Source organism: Ralstonia sp. R-29 (assembly GCF_049913345.1).
In the GTDB taxonomy this organism is placed as follows: Bacteria; Pseudomonadota; Gammaproteobacteria; order Burkholderiales; family Burkholderiaceae; genus Ralstonia.
Window position 1 is genome coordinate 540683 of the sequence record NZ_CP184378.1, and the last position, 18121, is coordinate 558803.

Here is an 18121-nt window from a genome sequence, read left to right on the forward strand (position 1 = left end):
TTAATCATTTCTCTGTGACTGCTGACTCAGTGTGCCGGAGTTCGATATTTCACTTGGAAAACTTGATTGTGGATAGTGATCTGCCCAACTCATCGAAAAAGTGGATCGGCAAAGCTAATGGGCGATCATCGTCCTCTGTCGCACCTACCAAAACATGATTTTCATTGATCATGCAAAACCTAACGGACGTCAATTCTCTTCGCTCCTTCGAAGCCCTGTAACCTATCAGGAACCCTGTCCACCCATCTCCGGAAATAGCGCTGAAAATATAATCTTCGCCTTTTTTTAATATAGGGCGAGGAGTCCATTTCCCAGCTTCTAATGTCGCTGGACATTTCATATCATTGCTTTGGCGGATGTCATCCAAGGCGGGCGAACGATCTTCCTTTGATATCTCGTTCGTCACAGTGATTTTTGAGAAATCCTCCATGTTTTCGCACATCACGCCGACCCATTTGTCACGTCGAGAGCCTTTTTTCTTAAATGACCACGCGTAGCCAAAATTTGTCTCGGCTTGCGATAAATAAGCCATTTGATCTTGGCGCGTCTTGGAGTAATACAAAACAAGATCGGGGCCATTAAAAACGGCGCGCTGGCCAGCTTGAATGTCGATGGAAAATTTGCACTGTCCAACGCTCACGATTGGTGAGCCAGGGCCCGTAAAATTCTGCATCTCCCCCGGCGCATCGCCAACCGTGGGGATGGGTTGGGCGAAACAGAAGCCATGGAAAAGTATCCCGGCGATCATCGCCACATAAATTTTCTTTTCTCTCATTCAACCTCCCTGCGCTCGAAGCTTTGCGGAACTTCGCGCGTCACGCCATCCGAGTGTTCAAAAGCTGTTGTATCCAATAGCACTACTTGGGCATTGGCGAAGGCCAGAAAGCGCGCCTCGACTCCCCAAATGGAAGAATATGAACTTGACGGCGACCCGGTGTTAACAGTCCCCGCCACGCTGCCAAAAGCTTGATTTTCGTAGTAATACTTTACACCATGGTCTGTATTGCGCTGCCGCCTTGTGCTTTGCGGGTGCAGCAGGAACGCATCAGCGGATCTTGATGCGGAAGACCACATCCAGTATGCGCCCGCGCTGTTAGCCGCATCTGACGCCTCCGCAACAGAATTTCTCTTGTTGATCACCTCTTGAGGGATGTGGGTGTTTGCGTCGCTCAATGAGTTTGTCGGATCGGTCATTAGTTTTTTTCCATTTACGACCGGCCGGTTATTGTTGGCCGTTTGCGTTGCGACCTCCAGTGCAGCCTCAATTTGCGACGAAATTGGCTGCCCTTTAAATTTCCAATATTTGCAGTAGTTTGTAACATGGGTCAACTGCAAGAAACCTCGACCATCCCATGGCTTGTACCAGTAAGGGCTTCCCTCGTGAAACTTCTGATACCACTGCGTCTCTTGGGTGGCATTTCCGAAAAAACAAGCCTTGCGAATGGGTGTTGTGATGCAATACTTGTTTAGTGATTTGTTTAATGCCAGCCTTCTTGATGCGGCTGCGGAGGCGTTGCCGAGAACCGCAGATGCATCAGGCAATTTAACCTCCTCCCACAACCATGCACCATGCTTTCGCAAGGAATATGTTGGAAGAAGTTGTATAAGCTCATTTTTGTGAAGCCAGCCACATCGCCTGAAATGATAGACAAACTGCAGGGGGTGAAAATGCCACACTGATCGATCCAGCCCACCGGTTCGATTCCAGAATGCCAGCTTTTGAACGTGTGCCTCAAACGACTGCCAGCTATCGTCCGATTCAAGGGGTTCTCCTTGCTGTCGGAGTTTTGAGTATCGAGTAGCTAGGTCCGAAGCATCCCATTCACTGGGATGCTTGACAATCAGATGTCGTAGCTTTTGCTGGCCAGCACCGATCGTGTCGTTGAGCATGGCCAACGCGTGCGGATCGTCCACAAACGCATCGGCAGGACTTGCAAGTTGCCCTTCCTGGAACTTCTCCCACCCTTTCCAGTATGGGAAATCCGCATCGGAAAGTTTAATGACATCGGTTGCTGCGAGGTCTATGTAGCCGACCTCAGCATCGCTATAACGCACCAACTGCCAATTTTCGTTGGTGGTTGTTGTTTCGTCGGAAAGAATCCGACCAAAACGCAGCCACTCGAAACCAGCACTCGGACAATCCCGATACAGCACAGAAGCTAACCTAAAGAGCTCGTATTCATAGTCAGTTTGCTCAACAGGGTTACCAACTTGCTGGCAGGCGCCATTTTGCATTGCGTATGTTGTCGCAATGCGGCGCCCTCTATCCAGCCGCACGGTCACAAAAAGCTGTTCCAAGACGGTACCCGCCTGGCCAACCTCCAACGGGAAATCATGCTGTGCATCGAAGATTATGCGATGCGGCTGACTCGCGCGTGGATGCCGGTCAGTAAAGCTCTTACCTGCGGGGATAATGAAATGTGCGTCGCCATAGAAATCGGCGCTGGCTGTCTGGTTTGTCGCAGTGCTGCTGTCTTTCCAGAATCGGTTTAGATGCTCCTCCGTGGTAAAGACCTCGAAGTGCACTCGTCGATCGGTCTGTCCGTACTGCAAGCCCGGATAGCCGAGGATGTCCTTGCGATAGACCCTAGCTTGTTTGCGTTGTGCCGCCGTGGAAATTGGTGGTGACTTGGCGTCTGGCCCCATCGCCGCTGCTTGTTGGAACAGCGCTGGAAGACTGCCGATCTGGTCAGGGGTCAGCGCATCGCGGCTCGCAAGGTGCATATACAACGAGTAGAACACGACCGGTGTGTTCTCCCCGCTCTCTGTCTCGTGCTTGATGAGCACGAAACTAGTGTCATACGGTTGGTTCTGGTACTGCTCGCTTGTCTGTGCCTGCCGATAGGCGACGATCATCCCGTCGGCGATCGCACGAATTGGCGTAGCGTTTGTTGCGTCCAAATGCAGGCCACCGTGCCAAACCTTGTACTGTCCGATGGTGTTTGCTGGGTACTGTCCAGCGGGGCTAGTGGCGCGCGCCAGCATCCGCTCCAGCAACGTTTCCTCAGTATCGTTCGCCTGCGGTGTTTCCAGAATGGGATAGCTAATCAGCATGAAAGCAGAACCAGAGAATCAGGAGAATGGGAACGCGCCCTTGAGGTTGAACGGTGACTGCGGGAAGTTCGGCAGGTCATAGCTCGTACCCTGTGGCCCCTCAAACTTCCGCTGCGCCGCCTTATACGTAATCGGCCCGGCACACTCGACGGTGATATTCCCCCCCTCCAGCGTGATCGACGCCCCACCGGCGGTGGCGATGCGGATGCGCTTGGCCGCCGCAAAGTCCACGTTCATATTGGCCGACACCAGCTTCAAGTCCTGTTTGGCCATCAGCTTGAGCACGTCGTGCTGGGCTTGCAAGTCGATGTTGTCTTGCCCGGCGGTGACCTGCAGGCCGATGTTGTTGTCGCCTGCCTTGGACAGCCCGGCTGCGACGCCGATGGCTTGACCGGCGTGCATGCGCGCTTGCTTGCCGATGGCGAGGTTGGTGTCCTGGCCGCTGCCCAGGGCGATGCTTTCGCCGTTGGCGAGTTGCAGGTCTTGGCCGGCCACCATCACGAGGCCTGCGCGGCCGGCCAGGTGCGCGATGGCTTCGCCTTGGTGCGGCACTTTGCCTTGCGTGGCGGTGTTGTCGGCGCTGGCGTCTTGTTTGGCGGCGTCGAGCGCCTTGCCGTCGACCATGCCGGCTGCGGCTTTGGCTTGCTTGGCCAGTGGGGCATCGTCGTTCTTGGCGGTGGCCAGCGCGGCGGTCTGGTGCGTGACGGCGCCTTGGCCGAGGGATTCCGTGAGCGACTTGGCTTGCTTGATCAGCGCGATGCCGGCGGCGTTGTCGCCGGTGGGCACGGCTTTGCCGATGGCTGCATCACGGTACGTGGTCAGCAGCAGACCCGCCTGGCCGCGCACGGCGGCGTGACCGTCGGTGCGCAGCTCGAAGCCTTGGCCGCGGAAGCTGCCGCGCCGGTTGTCTTGCTGATGGACGAGGTGGCCGAGGTTGAGCTGGCTATGCTGCTGCGTGGTGGCGAGTTGCGTGCGCAACTGGCCGTCGCTGTCGTCAAAGACGAGTTGGTTGTAGCCGCTGCCGCCGTGTTCTGCGCTCTTGAAGCCGGTGTGCGCAGCGGCATTGCGGTGGCCTTCCAACTCTGTGCCCATGCCGTGCCAGGCGGGGCTGTGGCCGCCGGCCAGATTGCCTTGCGCGCTGGCGGCGCTGTCGCTGCCCTGCTTGTAGAGTGCGGTGCCATCGCTCTGGCCGGAGGCGCCCTGCCCGCCTGGGGTGGGCGCGATGCCGGCTTCGCCTTGGCCGTTGTAGAGCGCGCCGATCACGACGGGCTGGTCGATGTCGTCTTCGCTGAACTTGACGAGCACCTCTTGCCCGATACGTGGCAGCCATTGCCAGCCCATGCCGGAGCCCGCCTGCCGTTGCGCCACGCGCACCCAGCGGGTGCTGCGATCGTCTGCGCGCTCGCCCTGCTGCCAGGGGAAGCGCACGCGGATTTCGCCTGCGGGGCTGGCGTGGTGTTCGCCGTCGCCACCGGCTTGCGTCTGCCCATCGGGGCCGACAACGATGGCGCTGTGCACGCCCTGCGCGGTGGGGGCTGAGTACAGGCGGCCGGTGTCGGGTTCCACCACGGCGGTGCGCCATGGGCGGCGTGCATCGCTTGCGCGGAACAGGCCGGCATAGCCATGCGCGCGTGCGGCCTTGACCAAGTCGGCGTTGGGCGTGGCGCGTTCGACGGCGCCTTCCGCTTCTTGGAAGCCGAACACGCCAGGGCCGGATTCCGGCGCGCTGGGCGGCGTGTCAAACGCCAGTGCGGCATCGAGCCCGCCCAGGCGCTGGCTGAGAGCGTTGTGCGTATCGATGGTCAGGTTGTTGATGCCGCAGTGCTCGACCAGGTCCATCAGCAGCGGATACGCGCCGTCCACGTCTTGCGGCAGGTGCGGGCAGTCCACCACCTGCAGACGCGTGCCGCTGCGCAGCGTGCGCACCGTGCCACGCCCCGAGAACAGCAGCGCACGCGCCTCCAGGCTTTCCATGACCTGTTCGGCGATGCGCTGCGCGTTGGCGGAATCGGGTGCCAGCGACGGGCTGATCGACAGATACGCGTCGGGGCTGCCCGCGCTGGTGGCGAAGCGCGCGGGCGCATGGGCGCGAGCGTTCTGCTTGCCTTCCGGGTCCCACGCTGCCACGGCCACGCCGCCGACAGTTGTGCGGCTATGGCAGGCGAGTTGCTGGATGGCGTCGCGTTCTTCCAGGCTGTGTGCGCGGTGGAAACGGATGCCGCCGGCCGCAGCCGACTCCGTGTCTTCCGGCAACTGGGTGCTGTCGGCAAAGATCACCAGTGTGTGGCCGCCATGGGCCTGGTCGTCTTCGACCGTGGTGAAGCCAAGCCCCGCCTCCGCCAGCAGGCGCGTGACGAAGTGGTAGTCCGTCTCGCGAAACTGTGCGATGTGGGCACGCGTGCCGAACTCGCTCATGCGTGCTTCCGCGCCGGCGGCGTAGCGCCAAGATGCATACGGCGCGTACGGCGAGAGCATCTGTTCAACGATGTCCGCCAGCGGCCGGTTCTGGAACACCTGGCTGTGACGCTGCTGCGTGGTCAGCCAGAACCAGGGCACCACCGTCAGGCGATAGCGCGTGAGGCTGCCGTCTGCGCCGAGCTTCTCGGCCAGACGGATGAGCCCCGTGCGCTTGGCTTGCGTGCCGTCGGCCAGCGTGGTGACCAGCGTCACGCGCTGGCCCAGCAGCGATTTGAGCGCAATGCGTGCGTTGGCGCTCGCGGCCACCACGCGCCACTCAAACAGCTCGGACAGCGCCTCGCGGCCAAGCCACGCTTCCACCGCCAGGTCTGCGAGCGGCCCTTCGCCTTCCAGTGTGTACAGGCGGCGCGCGGGGGAAAAGAGGTTCTGGAGAAGGGTTGTGGCGTCCATTCGCTGTCAGATGCTGCAGCGGCGGGCGGTCACGAACACCATTTCGTGAAACCGGCACGCATGCATTGGTGGGGCCGCGCAATGCCAAGCACTGCGCCGGCCTCCGCAGATGCCTTGGTTGGTGAAGGCAACCGGGCACTCGGGCGGCTATTGCCCCTTCGGTTGATTGGCGGGCTTAGTTGCGTTTTGCGGCGACAACAATGCCGCCAGCAGGTCGGCATCCGGATCGTCGGCTGCCAATCCGCCTTTACGGGGCTTGCCGGGTTTTGCGGCCGATTGGGGCTTGGCCTTTGTCTGCACCGGTTTGACGGACGTATCGGTCGATTTTGCAACCAGCTTGGCGGTTTCCGCCTTCGCCGCGTCGGTATTGCCGGATTGGATCGTCACGACTTGCTCGTTCTTGTCGAGCGTGCTGGCGACGGATTTTTCATGCGCCACGTCCTTGCCGGCCTTATCCGCTGCGTGCTCTTCAGGTGGCGCAACGTTGACGATCGTGGCGGCCTGCGGGGGCTCTGCCGGCGTGGTCGGTGTGGTCGTCGAGGTGGCCGGTGCCGCAGCGGTGGGTGCGGTGGCGGGCGTTTGCTTCACTGGCGCCGCGTGTTCAGCCACCGGCAATGCAGTTTCGCCGTCATGGTTCAGCGCAATCCAGGTGCCCGCGCCCGCCAGCAACAGCACGACGGCTGCGGCCACGCCATAGCGGCGCCGTGACTTTTTCGGGGCCTTGCCGTTGGCGCCGACCCGCCCTTCCAGGCTCGCCAGAATGCGCGTGTGGCCGGCCTCGTCGGTCTCGGGCTGGGAATGGAAGAGCGTTGGTGGCCCTTCTTGTTTCAAATCGCCGTTATTACTCATCACGGGTCCAGAATTGAAATAGAATGCGCGGCGAACGTTTGAAATGCAAACAGCGCCGATTCCGGTGGTGGCTGCTGATTCTAAGTCTGGCCTTGCTGAAAGACAAATGATTGGCGCTGTTGATGCTTTTTTCTTTATGGTTTCTTAATATTGCCGTGCCGGGGCGTTCGATTATTACCGTTTATTAATCTTCTCGCGATCTAAATACAGATATAAATCTGGGTGAATTGACGTAGACGCCCACGCTCCTGCAGGTCGGTATGGTTTTTGTCGCTCTCGTTCTCTACTTCGTTGCCATGGTGGTGGTGGCGGCTGTAGTGCTGCTGCCTTCGGTGCGGCAGCGCTGTGCGGCCGTCCTGCGCGCGCAGTGGCACCGCCTGAGCACGGGGGCGGCCGTGGTGGGCGCGCGTTCGGCGGGCTCCCTGCGGGATTCGGTGGACAGCGCAACGTCGGGCGCGTCGGCGTTCAAGCAGTTTGTGGTGCGGCGCAAGTTCCTGCTGCTGGGTGGGCTGGGGGTGCTGTCGGTGCCGCCCCTGCTGGCGTTGGCGCTGCGCGAGCAGCAATCGTTCGAGTTTGACGATGATCAGGTGCGCGAGCCGGACCCGCACATCTCGGCGCTGCTCAACGGCGAGCGGTTGATTCCGCCGCCGCCGCTGCCGCCCGAGGTGTTCACCACGCGTGAGGTGGAGCAGATCCGCCCGGCCATCCGCGATGCGAGCCGCGACTGGAACCTGCTCGATGCCGATTTCCGCCAGCGCCTGCTGCTCGTCTACAAGATCATGCGCGACGAACACGGTTACGAGATGGCGCTGCTGGAAGGCTTCCGCAGCCCAGAGCGGCAAAGCAAGCTGGCGGCGATGGGTAGCAACGTCACGCAGGCCGGGGCGTTCCAGAGCTATCACCAGTACGGCCTGGCGGCGGACAGCGCGTTCTTCCGCGAGGGCAAGCTGGTCATCAGCGAGAAAGACCCGTGGGCCATGCGCGGCTACCAGCTGTACGGCCAGGCGGCGGAATCGGCCGGCCTCGTGTGGGGCGGCCGTTGGAAGATGATGGATCTCGGTCACGTCGAGCTGCGCCGCAAGGGCGTGCTCGGCACACAGCCGACAGCAAGGCAATGACGATCGCAATCGGACACATGGGGAACATGCAATGACACGGCCCTTCATCCTGCTGGGTGACAAGACGGACCACGGCGGCGTGGTGATCACCGCGTCGGGCAACACCAGCACCGGCGGCAAGGGCATCGCCTGTGTGGGCGACAAGGTGACGTGCCCCCAGAACGGCCACGGCGGCACGACCGTCATCGTGACGGGCGACCCGAACGTCATCATCGACGGCCGCCAGGCAGCGCGCCATGGCGACAAGACGGCCTGCGGCGCGACCCTGCTCGCGAGTCAGAGCAACACCGGCAGCATCTGACGCAGACGACATGGTTGCAAGACTCTTTCGGTCCGGGCTGACGCTGCTCGCTGTCTTTGTGGTGGTGTGGATTGCCGTCATCGTGTGGTGGCAGTCGGCCAACCGCATGCCGACCACGGCGGACATCTTTACCTACCTGCTGTTGCTGCCGCTGGGCATGCTCGTCGGCTATTGGGTGATCAAGCGTGCGGTGGATGGCATTCGCTCCAACGTGGCTGCGGGGCGCGAGCTCTCGGCGGCCGCTCCCGCAACCGCAAGCGCGGACGGCAAGGCCGCTGATCCGCAAGACGCCACCCGCCAATGGCGCGCCGTGCTGCTGGCCAGCGCGCTGCGCGCACCGGCTGGCAGCGATGCGGCATCCGTCGTCGAGGCCGTGCAGGCCAATACGCAGCCTGGGCTGACCGACGTGCAAGGCTTCGGCCAGCCGGTCTTTGCCGCGCCGGTGGATGGCGTTGACATCGAAGACCTGCGCGCCGAGTTGACGGAGCGCCATCCCGACGTGGATTGGCTGGATGAACGACTGCGCGCCCTGTCACTGGCCGCCCAAGTAGCAGAAGAACTGGCGGCACACGCGGTTGCGCAAGTGCCTGAAACCAGCGTGCCGGAAGCCACGCGGCTGATCATCACCGCCCTGCTCCCGCGCGACTGGACGCCGCAACACCAGGCCGCTGCCGATGGGTGGCTGCGCCAGCGCATCGCGTTGATCTGGCCGGCAGACCGGCTCACGCTGGAACCCATTACCGCCAAGGGCGATGCCGATGCGCTGCTGCTGCTCGATCGCGCCACGCAAGGCGTGAACCGCGCCAATGACGAGCGCGTGCTGCGCATGGTGGTCGTGGCGGATTCACTGGTGGGCCCGAGCGCCGTCGAGCAGTTGATGCAGCACGAGCAACTGTTCGAGCCGACGCGCTCGCACGGCCGCGTGCCGGGCGAAGCGGCGGCCGGTGTGCTGCTGTGTGCGCCAGCGGTGGCGCAAAGTTTGGCGCTCCTCCCTACTGCTGACGATGACGCCGCGCTGCCGTTCACCATCACCCGCGCGGGCGTGGCTCGGCTCGAGTCGCCCACCGCCGATCGTGGTCAGCCGCAATTGCAGGCGCTCGGCGATGCCGTGGGCCATGTGCTCGACACGCTGGCTGCCGCACCGGTCAAGCCCCAGCCGGATGCATCGGCCGAGAAAGCCGAGGACGCCGCCCCCGCCGAGCTCATCACCGTGGCCGGCGTTGTGTCGGACACCGGCATGCACCCGGTGCGCACCGTGGAGGTGGCCCGCGTGTTCTCCGAACGTTTTCCTGCGCTGGATTTGGCTGCGGACCTGCTGCCCATTGGCACGCCCTGCGGCTATGTGGGTGCGGCGGGCCCGCTGTTGTCCGTGGTGGTGGCGCACCAGTTGAGCCAGCAGACCGGCAAGCCGGTGCTGGCCATTACCGCCAACGACATCCAGCAGCGCGGCGCCATTGCGGTGGTGCCTAGCTTGTCCTGACCCCGCTGCTCCCGATTCCGATACCGATTTCGTCTGCTCACGAGCCGAAGGCAACATGCAACGCTTCCTGAAATTCCTGACCAACACACGCACGCTATCGATTCTTGGCGTGATCGTGCTGACCATCTTTCTTCTGTTGATGGCGCAGACCTTTGAGATTGGCCTGGTCTGGGCCGGCGTCGCGCTGGGCGTGCTGCTTGCGCTGTGGCTGCTGACGTATCTGTGGAAGCGTTGGCGCGCCCGCCAGGCCAGCAACAAGCTCGAAGGCGTGCTGGAGCAAGCCGCCGCCGACAAGACCGCCACCCCCGACAAACGCGAGGAAGTGGAAGCCCTGCGCGTGCGCCTGGCGGAGGCCGTCAAGACGATCAAGACGTCCAAGCTCGGCCAGCTGTCTGGCAGCGCCGCCCTGTACGAGCTGCCCTGGTACATCGTGATCGGCAACCCGGCGGCGGGCAAAAGCACGGCGGTATTGAACTCGGGTTTGCAGTTTCCGTTTGCCGACAAGGGCGGCGCGGTCATTCAGGGCATTGGTGGCACGCGTAACTGCGACTGGTTCTTCACCACCGAAGGCATTCTGCTCGACACCGCCGGCCGCTACTCGGTGCATGAAGAAGACCGCCGCGAATGGCTCGGCTTCCTGGACTTGCTCAAGCGCTATCGGCCCAAGGCGCCCATCAACGGCATCGTGGTGACGGTGAGCGTGTCGGAGCTCACGCAGAACCGCCCCGAGTTCGCCATCAACCTGGCCAAGAACCTGCGCCAACGCGTGCAGGAGCTGACCGAGCGCCTGGAAGTGTTTGCGCCGGTGTATGTGATGTTCACCAAGGCCGACCTGATCACCGGCTTTACGGAATTCTTTGGCGACAGCGAAAAGCACGAGCGCGACCGCGTGTGGGGCGCCACCCTGCCCTTCGAGCCGGATGCGAAGCCCGACGTGGCGGCCGTGTTCGACCAGCGCTTTGACGAGCTGTGCGACGGGCTGAAGGAGATCAGCGTGGCGCAGATCGCGCTGCACCAGAAGAACAAGCTGTCGCCGGGGCTGCTGAGCTTCCCGCTGGAATTTGCGTCGATCAAGCCAACGCTGCGCGCGTTCCTGATGACGCTGTTTGATGAAAACCCGTTCCAGTACAAGCCGGTGTTCCGTGGCTTCTACTTCACCAGCGCGCTGCAGGAAGGCGCGACCAACAGCGTGTCGGCCGAGCGCATTGCGCGCCGGTTCGGGCTGTCGACAGACGGTGCAGCGCACGCGCGCGAGGTGTTCTCCAAGAACGGTTTCTTCCTGCGCGACCTGTTCTCCAAGGTGATCTTTGCCGACCGGCAGACGGTGCGGCAGTTCGCTAGCCCGGCCAAGACGCGTCTGCGCATCGCCACGTTCTTTGCGTTGGTGCTGGCGTTGGGTGTGATGCTGGGCGGCTGGACGTGGTCGTACATGGGCAACCGTACGCTCACGGCCAACGTGCAGGCCGATCTGGACAAGATCGTGAAGATGCAGCAGAACCGGGTGGACCTGCAGGCCCGCCTGGAAGCGCTGGACACACTGCAAGACCGCATCGAACAGCTGGAGCGCTATCGCAACGACCACCCGCTCGCGCTGTCGTTGGGCCTGTACCAGGGCGACACGCTGCAGCACAAGCTGCTCGACGAGTACTACAACGGCCTGCGCCAAGTGATGCTCAAGCCGGTGGGCGGCGCCATCGAGACCTTCCTGGGTGAAGTCAACGCGCACCCGGACCAGTTGGCGCCGATGGTACGTCCGCCGGAAACCGGCGCTGTGATGACCACGTCCGTCACCACGGCCACTGCCACGGTAGGCGGCGCCTCGGCAGCCTCGGGTGCAGCGGCCAACGCGCCGGCTTCGCCTAACCAAGCCACGGCATCGACCGGTGCCAAGCGGTACACCGATGCTTCCCCCACCAACGTGGAAGACGGCTACAACGCCCTCAAGACGTATCTGATGCTGTCGGACAAGCGCCATGTGGAAGTCGCGCACCTGACCGACCAGATCACGCGCTTCTGGCGCGGCTGGCTGGAAGACAACCGGGGCAACATGCCGCGCGAGCAGATGATCCGCTCGGCGGAACGCAACCTGTCGTTCTTCCTTGCCCGCGTGAACGACGACAACTGGCCGCTGCTGGAGGGCAACCTCTCGCTGGTCGACCAGACGCGCGAAAACCTGCGTCGGGTGGTGCGAGGCATGCCGGCCCGCGAGCGTGCGTATGCCGAAATCAAGGCCCGCGCCTCCACCCGCTACGCCCCGATGACGGTCGCGCGCATCGTTGGCGAAACCGGTGCGGGCGTGATGGCCGGCAGCTACGCCGTGCCCGGCACCTTTACCAAGGAAGCCTGGGTCGGCTATGTGCAGCCCGCCATCAAGGAAGCCGCCAACAAGGAACTGCAGACCAAGGACTGGGTGTTGAACGTGGCCGCGCGTGACGACCTCACGCTGGAAGGCAGCCCCGAGCAGATCCAGAAGGCGCTGGTCACGATGTACAAGACCGAATACGCGCGCGAATGGCAGCGTTTCATGCAGGGCGTCGCGATTCAGGATTTCACCAGCTTCGACCAGGCCGTCACGGGCATGAACCTGCTGGGCGATCCGACCAATTCGCCGATCCGCAAGGTGCTGGACACCGCGTATGACCAGACCTCGTGGGACAACCCGTCGATGTTCAACGCCGGTCTGAAGCAGGCCAAGACGGGTGTGCTGGGCTGGTTCAAGCAGCTCTTTGCGCGCCAGACACCGTCGCAAGTGAACGTGAACCTGGAAGTGGGTGGTAACGCCGACGCCGGCGCGATCCCAATGGGCCCCGTGGGCAAGGAGTTCTCTGGCCTCGCGCGCGTGGTCGTTATGCACGACGAGAAGTCGCTGCTGCGCGGCTATATGGATTCGCTCTCCAAGGTGCGCACGCGCTTCAACCAGATCAAGAACCAGGGCGACCCCGGCCCCGGCGCACGCCAGCTGATGCAACAGACGCTGGACGGCAACGGCTCGGAACTGGCTGACACGCTCAAGTATGTAGACGAGCAGATGCTGACCGGTATGACCGACAGCGAGCGCGCCACGCTGCGCCCGCTGCTGGTGCGTCCGCTGCTGCAGTCGTATGCGGTGGCCATTCGCCCGGCCACGGTGGAAGTCAACAAGGTGTGGAACGCGCAGGTGTATCAGCCGTTCGCCACCACGCTGGCCGACAAGTATCCGTTTGCGCCCAACGCCAAGATCGAGGCTAGCGCCGCCGAGATCGGCCAGGTGTTCGGCCCCGAAGGCGCCATCGCCAAGTTCGCCAACACGACCATCGGCCCGCTGTCGGTGCGCCGTGGCGACATGATTGCGTCCCGTACCTGGGGCGATTTGGGGATCGCATTCGTGCCGGAGTTCACGACGGGCTTCACGCGCTGGATTGCGCCGCTCACGGGCGGTGCGGCCGGCGGTGGTGCGGGTGGTGCAGCAGCGGCAGCGCCGCAGACGGTGTTCCAGATTCTGCCGGTGCCGTCGCAAGGTGCCACGGAATACACCATCGAGATCGATGGCCAGCAACTGCGCTATCGCAACACGCCGCCGCAGTGGACCAACTTTGTGTGGCCCAACCCGCAAGGCGCGCCGGGCGCGAAGGTGACGGCCACCACGTTCGACGGCCGCACGGTTGAGCTGCTGAACGAGCCGGGCCGCTTCGGCCTGGAGCGCCTGATTGCCACGGCACAGCGCAAGCGTCGTCCGGATGGCGCGTTCGACCTGACGTGGACGAAGGACAGCCTGACCGTGTCGATCAGCCTGCGCATCATCAGCAGCCCGCAGACCGGCGGCACCACGGCGTCCGACTCGCCGCAAGGCCAGGGCCTGCGCGGCCTGCGTCTGCCGACGTCGATTGCCGATGCCAGCGCTGCACAGAACACGTTGACACCGCCGGCCCCTGCGGGCACCCCGCCTGCAGGGCAAGCACCGGCCTCCACCCAAGCTGCGCGCCGCGGCACCGTTACGGAAGAGCAAGGGGGGACGGCGCAATGAGCCAGACCCAGTTGCAGCTTTCGTACTTCGGCAAACTCCCCTCGCGCGGTGATTTCGTCAAAAGCGCCAACAACGTCCAACTGCTCGACACGTTGGACCGCTGGCTCGCGCAAGGCATGGAACTGCTGGCCGAGGCACCGGACTGGAAGACAACGTACGACAGCTGGAAGCCCGTGCAGTTTGCGTTTCTGGGCTCGCAGAGCAAGCTGGCGATTGCCGGCACGCTGATGGCCAGCAGTGATCTGTCATCGCGCCGCTTTCCGTTTCTGACAGCGGCAGCAATGCAGGTGGAGCAGCCGATCAGCTTTATCGCGCGCAGCCCGATTGCCCTGGCCCGCCTGTGGACGCGCGCCGGCCAGCAGATGCTGTCGCTGTGCCACGCCGACGACGCCACCGAGGGCTTGCGCCTGCTGGCCGAAGGTCAGCATGGTGTGGAAACGGGTGCTGGCGGCACCACCACGCAATCGCACGACGCGAGCTTCTCCGATTTCATCGACTTCCAGACCGTGGCGGGCCTGGAGCAGATGCTGCGCTCAGAGGGCCACAACATCCGCCTGCGCCGCACGCTGCTGGCGCTCGGCACGCTGCTGCAGCCGGTGATGGCGAGTGGCTCGCCGCGACTGGAAAAAGGCCTCACGCTGCCCCTGCCGGCAGACCCGCTGTACCGCAGCCTGGTGGCGAGCTTCTGGTTGGAGCTGGTATCGCGTTTCCTGCAGCGTGCGGACTTTGAACTCTCGCTCTTCCTGGGCGAGATCAACGGCACCGAACGCCTCGTCATCGGCTTCAACGGCGCTTCGTCGCGCACGCTGCACAGCGTGATATCCCCCCGGGTGTATGCCGAACAGAACATCAACATCGATGACCCGGAATGGGTCGACCAGCACGTCAGTGGAGAGTACGGCTTGGCGAAACTCGTGAGTTACCTGGACGAACCGCAGCTCTCGTTGCGCATGGCGGTCGATACCTTCCGCGAAGTCTTCATCGGAGAATGAACATGGGTCTGGATGCAATCAAGCGCGGCTTCCGGCCTGCAACCCTGTTGGCCAACGCCGCCCTGCTGGCGTGCCTGGGCAGCACCCTGCCCGCCTATGCGGCGCCCGGCGATGCAGCGCCGGTGGCCGGCCAGGTTGTCGCCGGCGGCATGGTGCCGGACGAAGCCACCAAGGCCGCTGTGCTGAGCAAGCTGCGCGAGCTGTACGGCAGCGCCAACGTGGTGGACCAGATTGAGGTGGGCAACGTGGTATCGCCGCCCAACTGGTCGACCAACGTGCAGAAGATCCTGTCGCCGGCCATCAAGCAGGTCAACCGTGGCCAGCTCAACATTGACGGCACGCAGATCGCCCTGCACGGCGACGTGGGCAACGAAGCGCAGCGCCAGCAGCTCACCAGCGACATGGCCACGACGCTGGGCCAGAGCTACACCATCAAGAACGGCCTGCGCGTGGCTGCCGTGTCCGAGCAAGGGCTGCTGGACCAGACGCTGGCCAACCGGATCATCGAGTTTGAAACCGGCAGCGCCACACTCACGCCCAAGGGCCGCGCCATTCTGGACGAAATGGCCGCCGTGCTGCCACGCCTGAACGGCCGCAAGATCGAAGTCGTCGGCCACACCGACAACTCCGGCAGCCGCGCCATGAACCTCAACCTGAGCCAGGCGCGCGCAGAGACGGTGAAGAGCTATCTGATCTCCAAGGGCGCCGAACAAGGCACGCTCACCGCGATTGGTGTCGGGCCCGATCAGCCCGTCGCGCCCAATACCACCGATGAAGGCCGATCGCGCAATCGGCGGATTGAGTTTCGGGCGAGTAAGTGACGCAGCAGAATGCGCGCCGGCGGGCGCGTTTGCGTGAGCCGTCGCCTGCTGCCCCGTTACAGCCGGGGGACGAACGGCGCGGCTCGCCCAAGATTCGGCTGGATTACGACGACCCCACGAGGACGCTATCCGTGCCAATTGCGGAGTTTTCTCCGCTGAAAGAGCGCGTCTGGTGGCTGTGGTGTCATCTGGCATGGGCTTGGCAGCAGCTTGAGCATTGGCTTGCCAGTCGACGGCAGGGTGCGCCTGTGGCGATCGTCAGCGGCATCATTCGCTCCGTACAGGTGGATAACGCCGCCTTCAATGCCTATGAGGCGATGGGCTGGAGCGTCGATGCGAATGCGCGGCGTGCGCATGACTACCCCGACGATCGCTCGCGAGACACCTACTACCGCGTGACCCCTGTCGTCATCACACTGACGGACGATCGCGTCATCCACTTCTGCGAATACCAAGTCACGAGCCGTCGGGTTTCGTCGAATGCGCCGTATTTTGCAAGCCTGAACGGCATGCGGGTGCTGGCTGCCGGCTGGTGGTGCGACGACGTTTTTTCGGCGTGGGGCATGCGCTTAACAGGCCGTCGCGCGCCGCAGACTGTCTATGTTGCAAAGCGGCCGCGAAACTTGCCCGAGCCGCTGGAGACCATCCTGTCGAGCAGGAAGCAGGGCTTTAGTGAGGTGATCTGCGTTTTCGGCTGGTTCAGCGCGCTGATGATCGTGGTGATGCTTTTTGCGATCGGCGGTGAGTTTGGTTTCGAAGAGGCCTTCTCCGTCACGGGGATGGTGATGGGGGCGTTCACCCTGGCGCCGCTGTTGCTTGTGGTTATTTGGCAAACACTGATACGGCTGATGGCCGGGCCGCTGCGCTCTATCCCAGAAATGATGGCGGCTGGAGAATACGGCGAACGCCATCTGCGCCTGCGAACTTTCGACTTCGGCCGCTGCGAGCGTGCGGTGTTTCTCGCGCTGGAGCAGCCGCAGCAGGATTCGTCTTCGTGATCCGCCCGGGCTGTCGCCCAGCAGCAAGTCATCCAGGCACCGACGGCTGACAACAACAGAGATGACATTGCCCACCCAATCGACCTCCCCCGATTCCGCACCCCAGGCCGCTGCGACCGAAGCGGATCGAGCAGCCTGCCTGCTTCGGCTGAACCAGTATTCGCCCGATGCGCCGGATGCCCCGATGCCCTACAGCAAACGTCTGGCAGAAGCCGAGGGGTGGTCGAGTCTGCATACGCTGACCGTCATCGAGGAGTACAAGCGTTTCGCGTATCTGGCGGTGTTTGCCGGACATCCGGTCACACCGTCGGAGGCGATCGATGCCGCGTGGCACTTGCATTTGCAATATTCCGAAGAGTATTGGACGGTGTTCTGCGGCGAGGTATTGCGAGCGCCGCTGCATCATGCGCCGGGGGTCGGTACGCCGGACGAAGACGACGCCTACGCGCAGCAGTACCAACAGACGCTCGACAGCTACCGAAGCCTGTTCGGGATGGAGCCGCCTCCCGACGTCTGGCCGCAACCGGCGCCCGCACAGGCAAACAGTGCGCCGGACGATCAGGGTTTCGTCGCACAGCGCCCGCACAGGGCTGTCACGCCGACGCCTGTCTCGACCACACGCCGGATCATGCGATTCGCATGGCCGGTGCTCGGTGTCAGCCTCATCGCCTTCACCACGCATGCGGCCTCGGATTTCCGTGTCCTGGACTATTCTGGGCCCCGCTTTCTCGCGTTCTATCTGGGCGTGTGCGTACTTGCGTGCCTATCGATCAAGGCGCTGCATCGGTTCGCATACGCGCGGCGGCCGCAGGGAGAAGCCGGTGGTGGCACGCCAAGCCCACTGGAGCCCGACGAGGCCGCGCTGATGACGAGCGGTACGTTGCGAATGGCGCAGGTTGCGACACTGTCGCTGCTCGATGCAGGCGCAATCCGTATCGTTCATCCATCGAAATCGAAGCGAAAGCGCGACCGCAACACCTACGTGGTCGCAAATGCACAGCCAACGCCTGAGCGCCACGTGAACGCATGGACGTGGTTGACCCAGCAGAAACAGCACTGCTCGCGCTGGCCGGACTTTCAAAACCGACTCGTCGACGAAGCGTCCGGCATGACGGATCGGCTGCGAGATGCAGGATGGTTGTGGACGTCCGGATCAATGGACGGAACGACACTGGCGGCGTGGGCAATCGCGCTGCTGGTGCTGTGGCTCGGTGCGGTGAAGGTCTTCGTCGGCGTGGGCCGAGAGCACCCGGTGATGTGGTTGCTGGTCGAAATGGCGGTATTCGCGATCGTCTATTGGCGCGTGACCGCGCGGCTGATCGGCATCGGTTGTGCCGGACCCACCGCGGCAGCCGACGCCGCACTTGATGTGCAGCGTCAGCGCGGCCAGCAAGGCGGCGGTTTGTCGGCAGCCGATCTGCTATGGATGACGGCGTTTGCCGGTACCAGCGTGCTCGCCAACACGGCCTGGGCCGGATACCGCGGCATGCTGGGCGACACCGGCATGGCCGTCAGCTCGGGCGGAGGGACTGACACATCAAGTAGCTGCAGTTCAGGCAGCCATGGATCGAGCAGTTGCGGATCCAGTGGCTGCGGATCTAGCGGTTGCGGCGGTTGTTCGAGCAGCACGTAAGCGC

General features: G+C 63.1%; 12 protein-coding genes. 8 read left to right on the top strand and 4 right to left on the bottom strand.

Annotated elements, in window-relative coordinates; all coding sequences use genetic code 11:
* Positions 1-49 precede the first annotated feature (49 nt).
* The 4 genes from ACN9M1_RS19640 to ACN9M1_RS19655 all read right to left on the bottom strand — a co-directional run bounded on the left by ACN9M1_RS19640 (position 50) and on the right by ACN9M1_RS19655 (position 6771).
* Positions 50-775, bottom strand: a complete 726-nt coding sequence (locus tag ACN9M1_RS19640; RefSeq protein WP_426400226.1) for a hypothetical protein — start codon at positions 773-775, stop codon at positions 50-52.
* The gene (locus ACN9M1_RS19645) at positions 772-3054 is read right to left on the bottom strand and encodes a M23 family metallopeptidase (RefSeq protein ID WP_426400227.1); all 2283 of its coding nucleotides are present in this window, start codon (positions 3052-3054) and stop codon (positions 772-774) included. Before ACN9M1_RS19645 ends, ACN9M1_RS19640 begins: the two co-directional genes overlap by 4 nt.
* Positions 3055-3072: 18 nt before the next feature.
* Complete coding sequence (locus tag ACN9M1_RS19650) at positions 3073-5922, bottom strand: type VI secretion system Vgr family protein (protein WP_426400228.1); 2850 nt, start codon at positions 5920-5922, stop codon at positions 3073-3075.
* A 147-nt stretch (positions 5923-6069) separates the two neighbouring features.
* Positions 6070-6771 carry a hypothetical protein gene (locus ACN9M1_RS19655; protein ID WP_426400229.1) on the bottom strand — a complete coding sequence of 234 codons (702 nt, stop codon included), beginning with the start codon at positions 6769-6771 and terminating at the stop codon, positions 6070-6072.
* 260 nt (positions 6772-7031) lie between these two features.
* On the opposite strand from ACN9M1_RS19655, the gene ACN9M1_RS19660 reads away from it, so the two are divergent.
* The 8 genes from ACN9M1_RS19660 to ACN9M1_RS19695 are packed head-to-tail and all read left to right on the top strand — an operon-like array spanning position 7032 to position 18117.
* Complete coding sequence (locus ACN9M1_RS19660; protein ID WP_426400230.1) at positions 7032-7889, top strand: M15 family metallopeptidase; 858 nt, start codon at positions 7032-7034, stop codon at positions 7887-7889.
* A 31-nt stretch (positions 7890-7920) separates the two neighbouring features.
* Positions 7921-8190 (top strand): PAAR domain-containing protein, encoded by a 270-nt coding sequence (locus tag ACN9M1_RS19665; protein ID WP_426400231.1) that lies wholly within the window; start codon positions 7921-7923, stop codon positions 8188-8190.
* Positions 8191-8200: 10 nt separating this feature from the next.
* On the top strand, positions 8201-9670 hold the full coding sequence (locus ACN9M1_RS19670) for a hypothetical protein (RefSeq protein WP_426400232.1): 1470 nt from the start codon (positions 8201-8203) through the stop codon (positions 9668-9670).
* Between the two features lie 55 nt (positions 9671-9725).
* Positions 9726-13673: a type VI secretion system membrane subunit TssM gene (tssM, locus tag ACN9M1_RS19675; RefSeq protein WP_426400233.1), complete on the top strand. Its 3948-nt coding sequence runs from the start codon at positions 9726-9728 to the stop codon at positions 13671-13673.
* Complete coding sequence (gene tagF / locus ACN9M1_RS19680; RefSeq protein ID WP_426400234.1) at positions 13670-14665, top strand: type VI secretion system-associated protein TagF; 996 nt, start codon at positions 13670-13672, stop codon at positions 14663-14665. Before tssM ends, tagF begins: the two co-directional genes overlap by 4 nt.
* A 2-nt stretch (positions 14666-14667) precedes the next feature.
* On the top strand, positions 14668-15486 hold the full coding sequence (locus tag ACN9M1_RS19685; RefSeq protein ID WP_426400235.1) for an OmpA family protein: 819 nt from the start codon (positions 14668-14670) through the stop codon (positions 15484-15486).
* Positions 15483-16484, top strand: coding sequence for a hypothetical protein (locus tag ACN9M1_RS19690; protein WP_426400236.1), 1002 nt, complete (start codon positions 15483-15485; stop codon positions 16482-16484). The genes ACN9M1_RS19685 and ACN9M1_RS19690 overlap by 4 nt, the downstream gene beginning before the upstream one ends.
* Positions 16435-18117 carry a TIGR04222 domain-containing membrane protein gene (locus ACN9M1_RS19695; RefSeq protein ID WP_426400237.1) on the top strand — a complete coding sequence of 561 codons (1683 nt, stop codon included), beginning with the start codon at positions 16435-16437 and terminating at the stop codon, positions 18115-18117. The genes ACN9M1_RS19690 and ACN9M1_RS19695 overlap by 50 nt, the downstream gene beginning before the upstream one ends.
* The last annotated feature ends 4 nt before the right edge of the window (positions 18118-18121 follow it).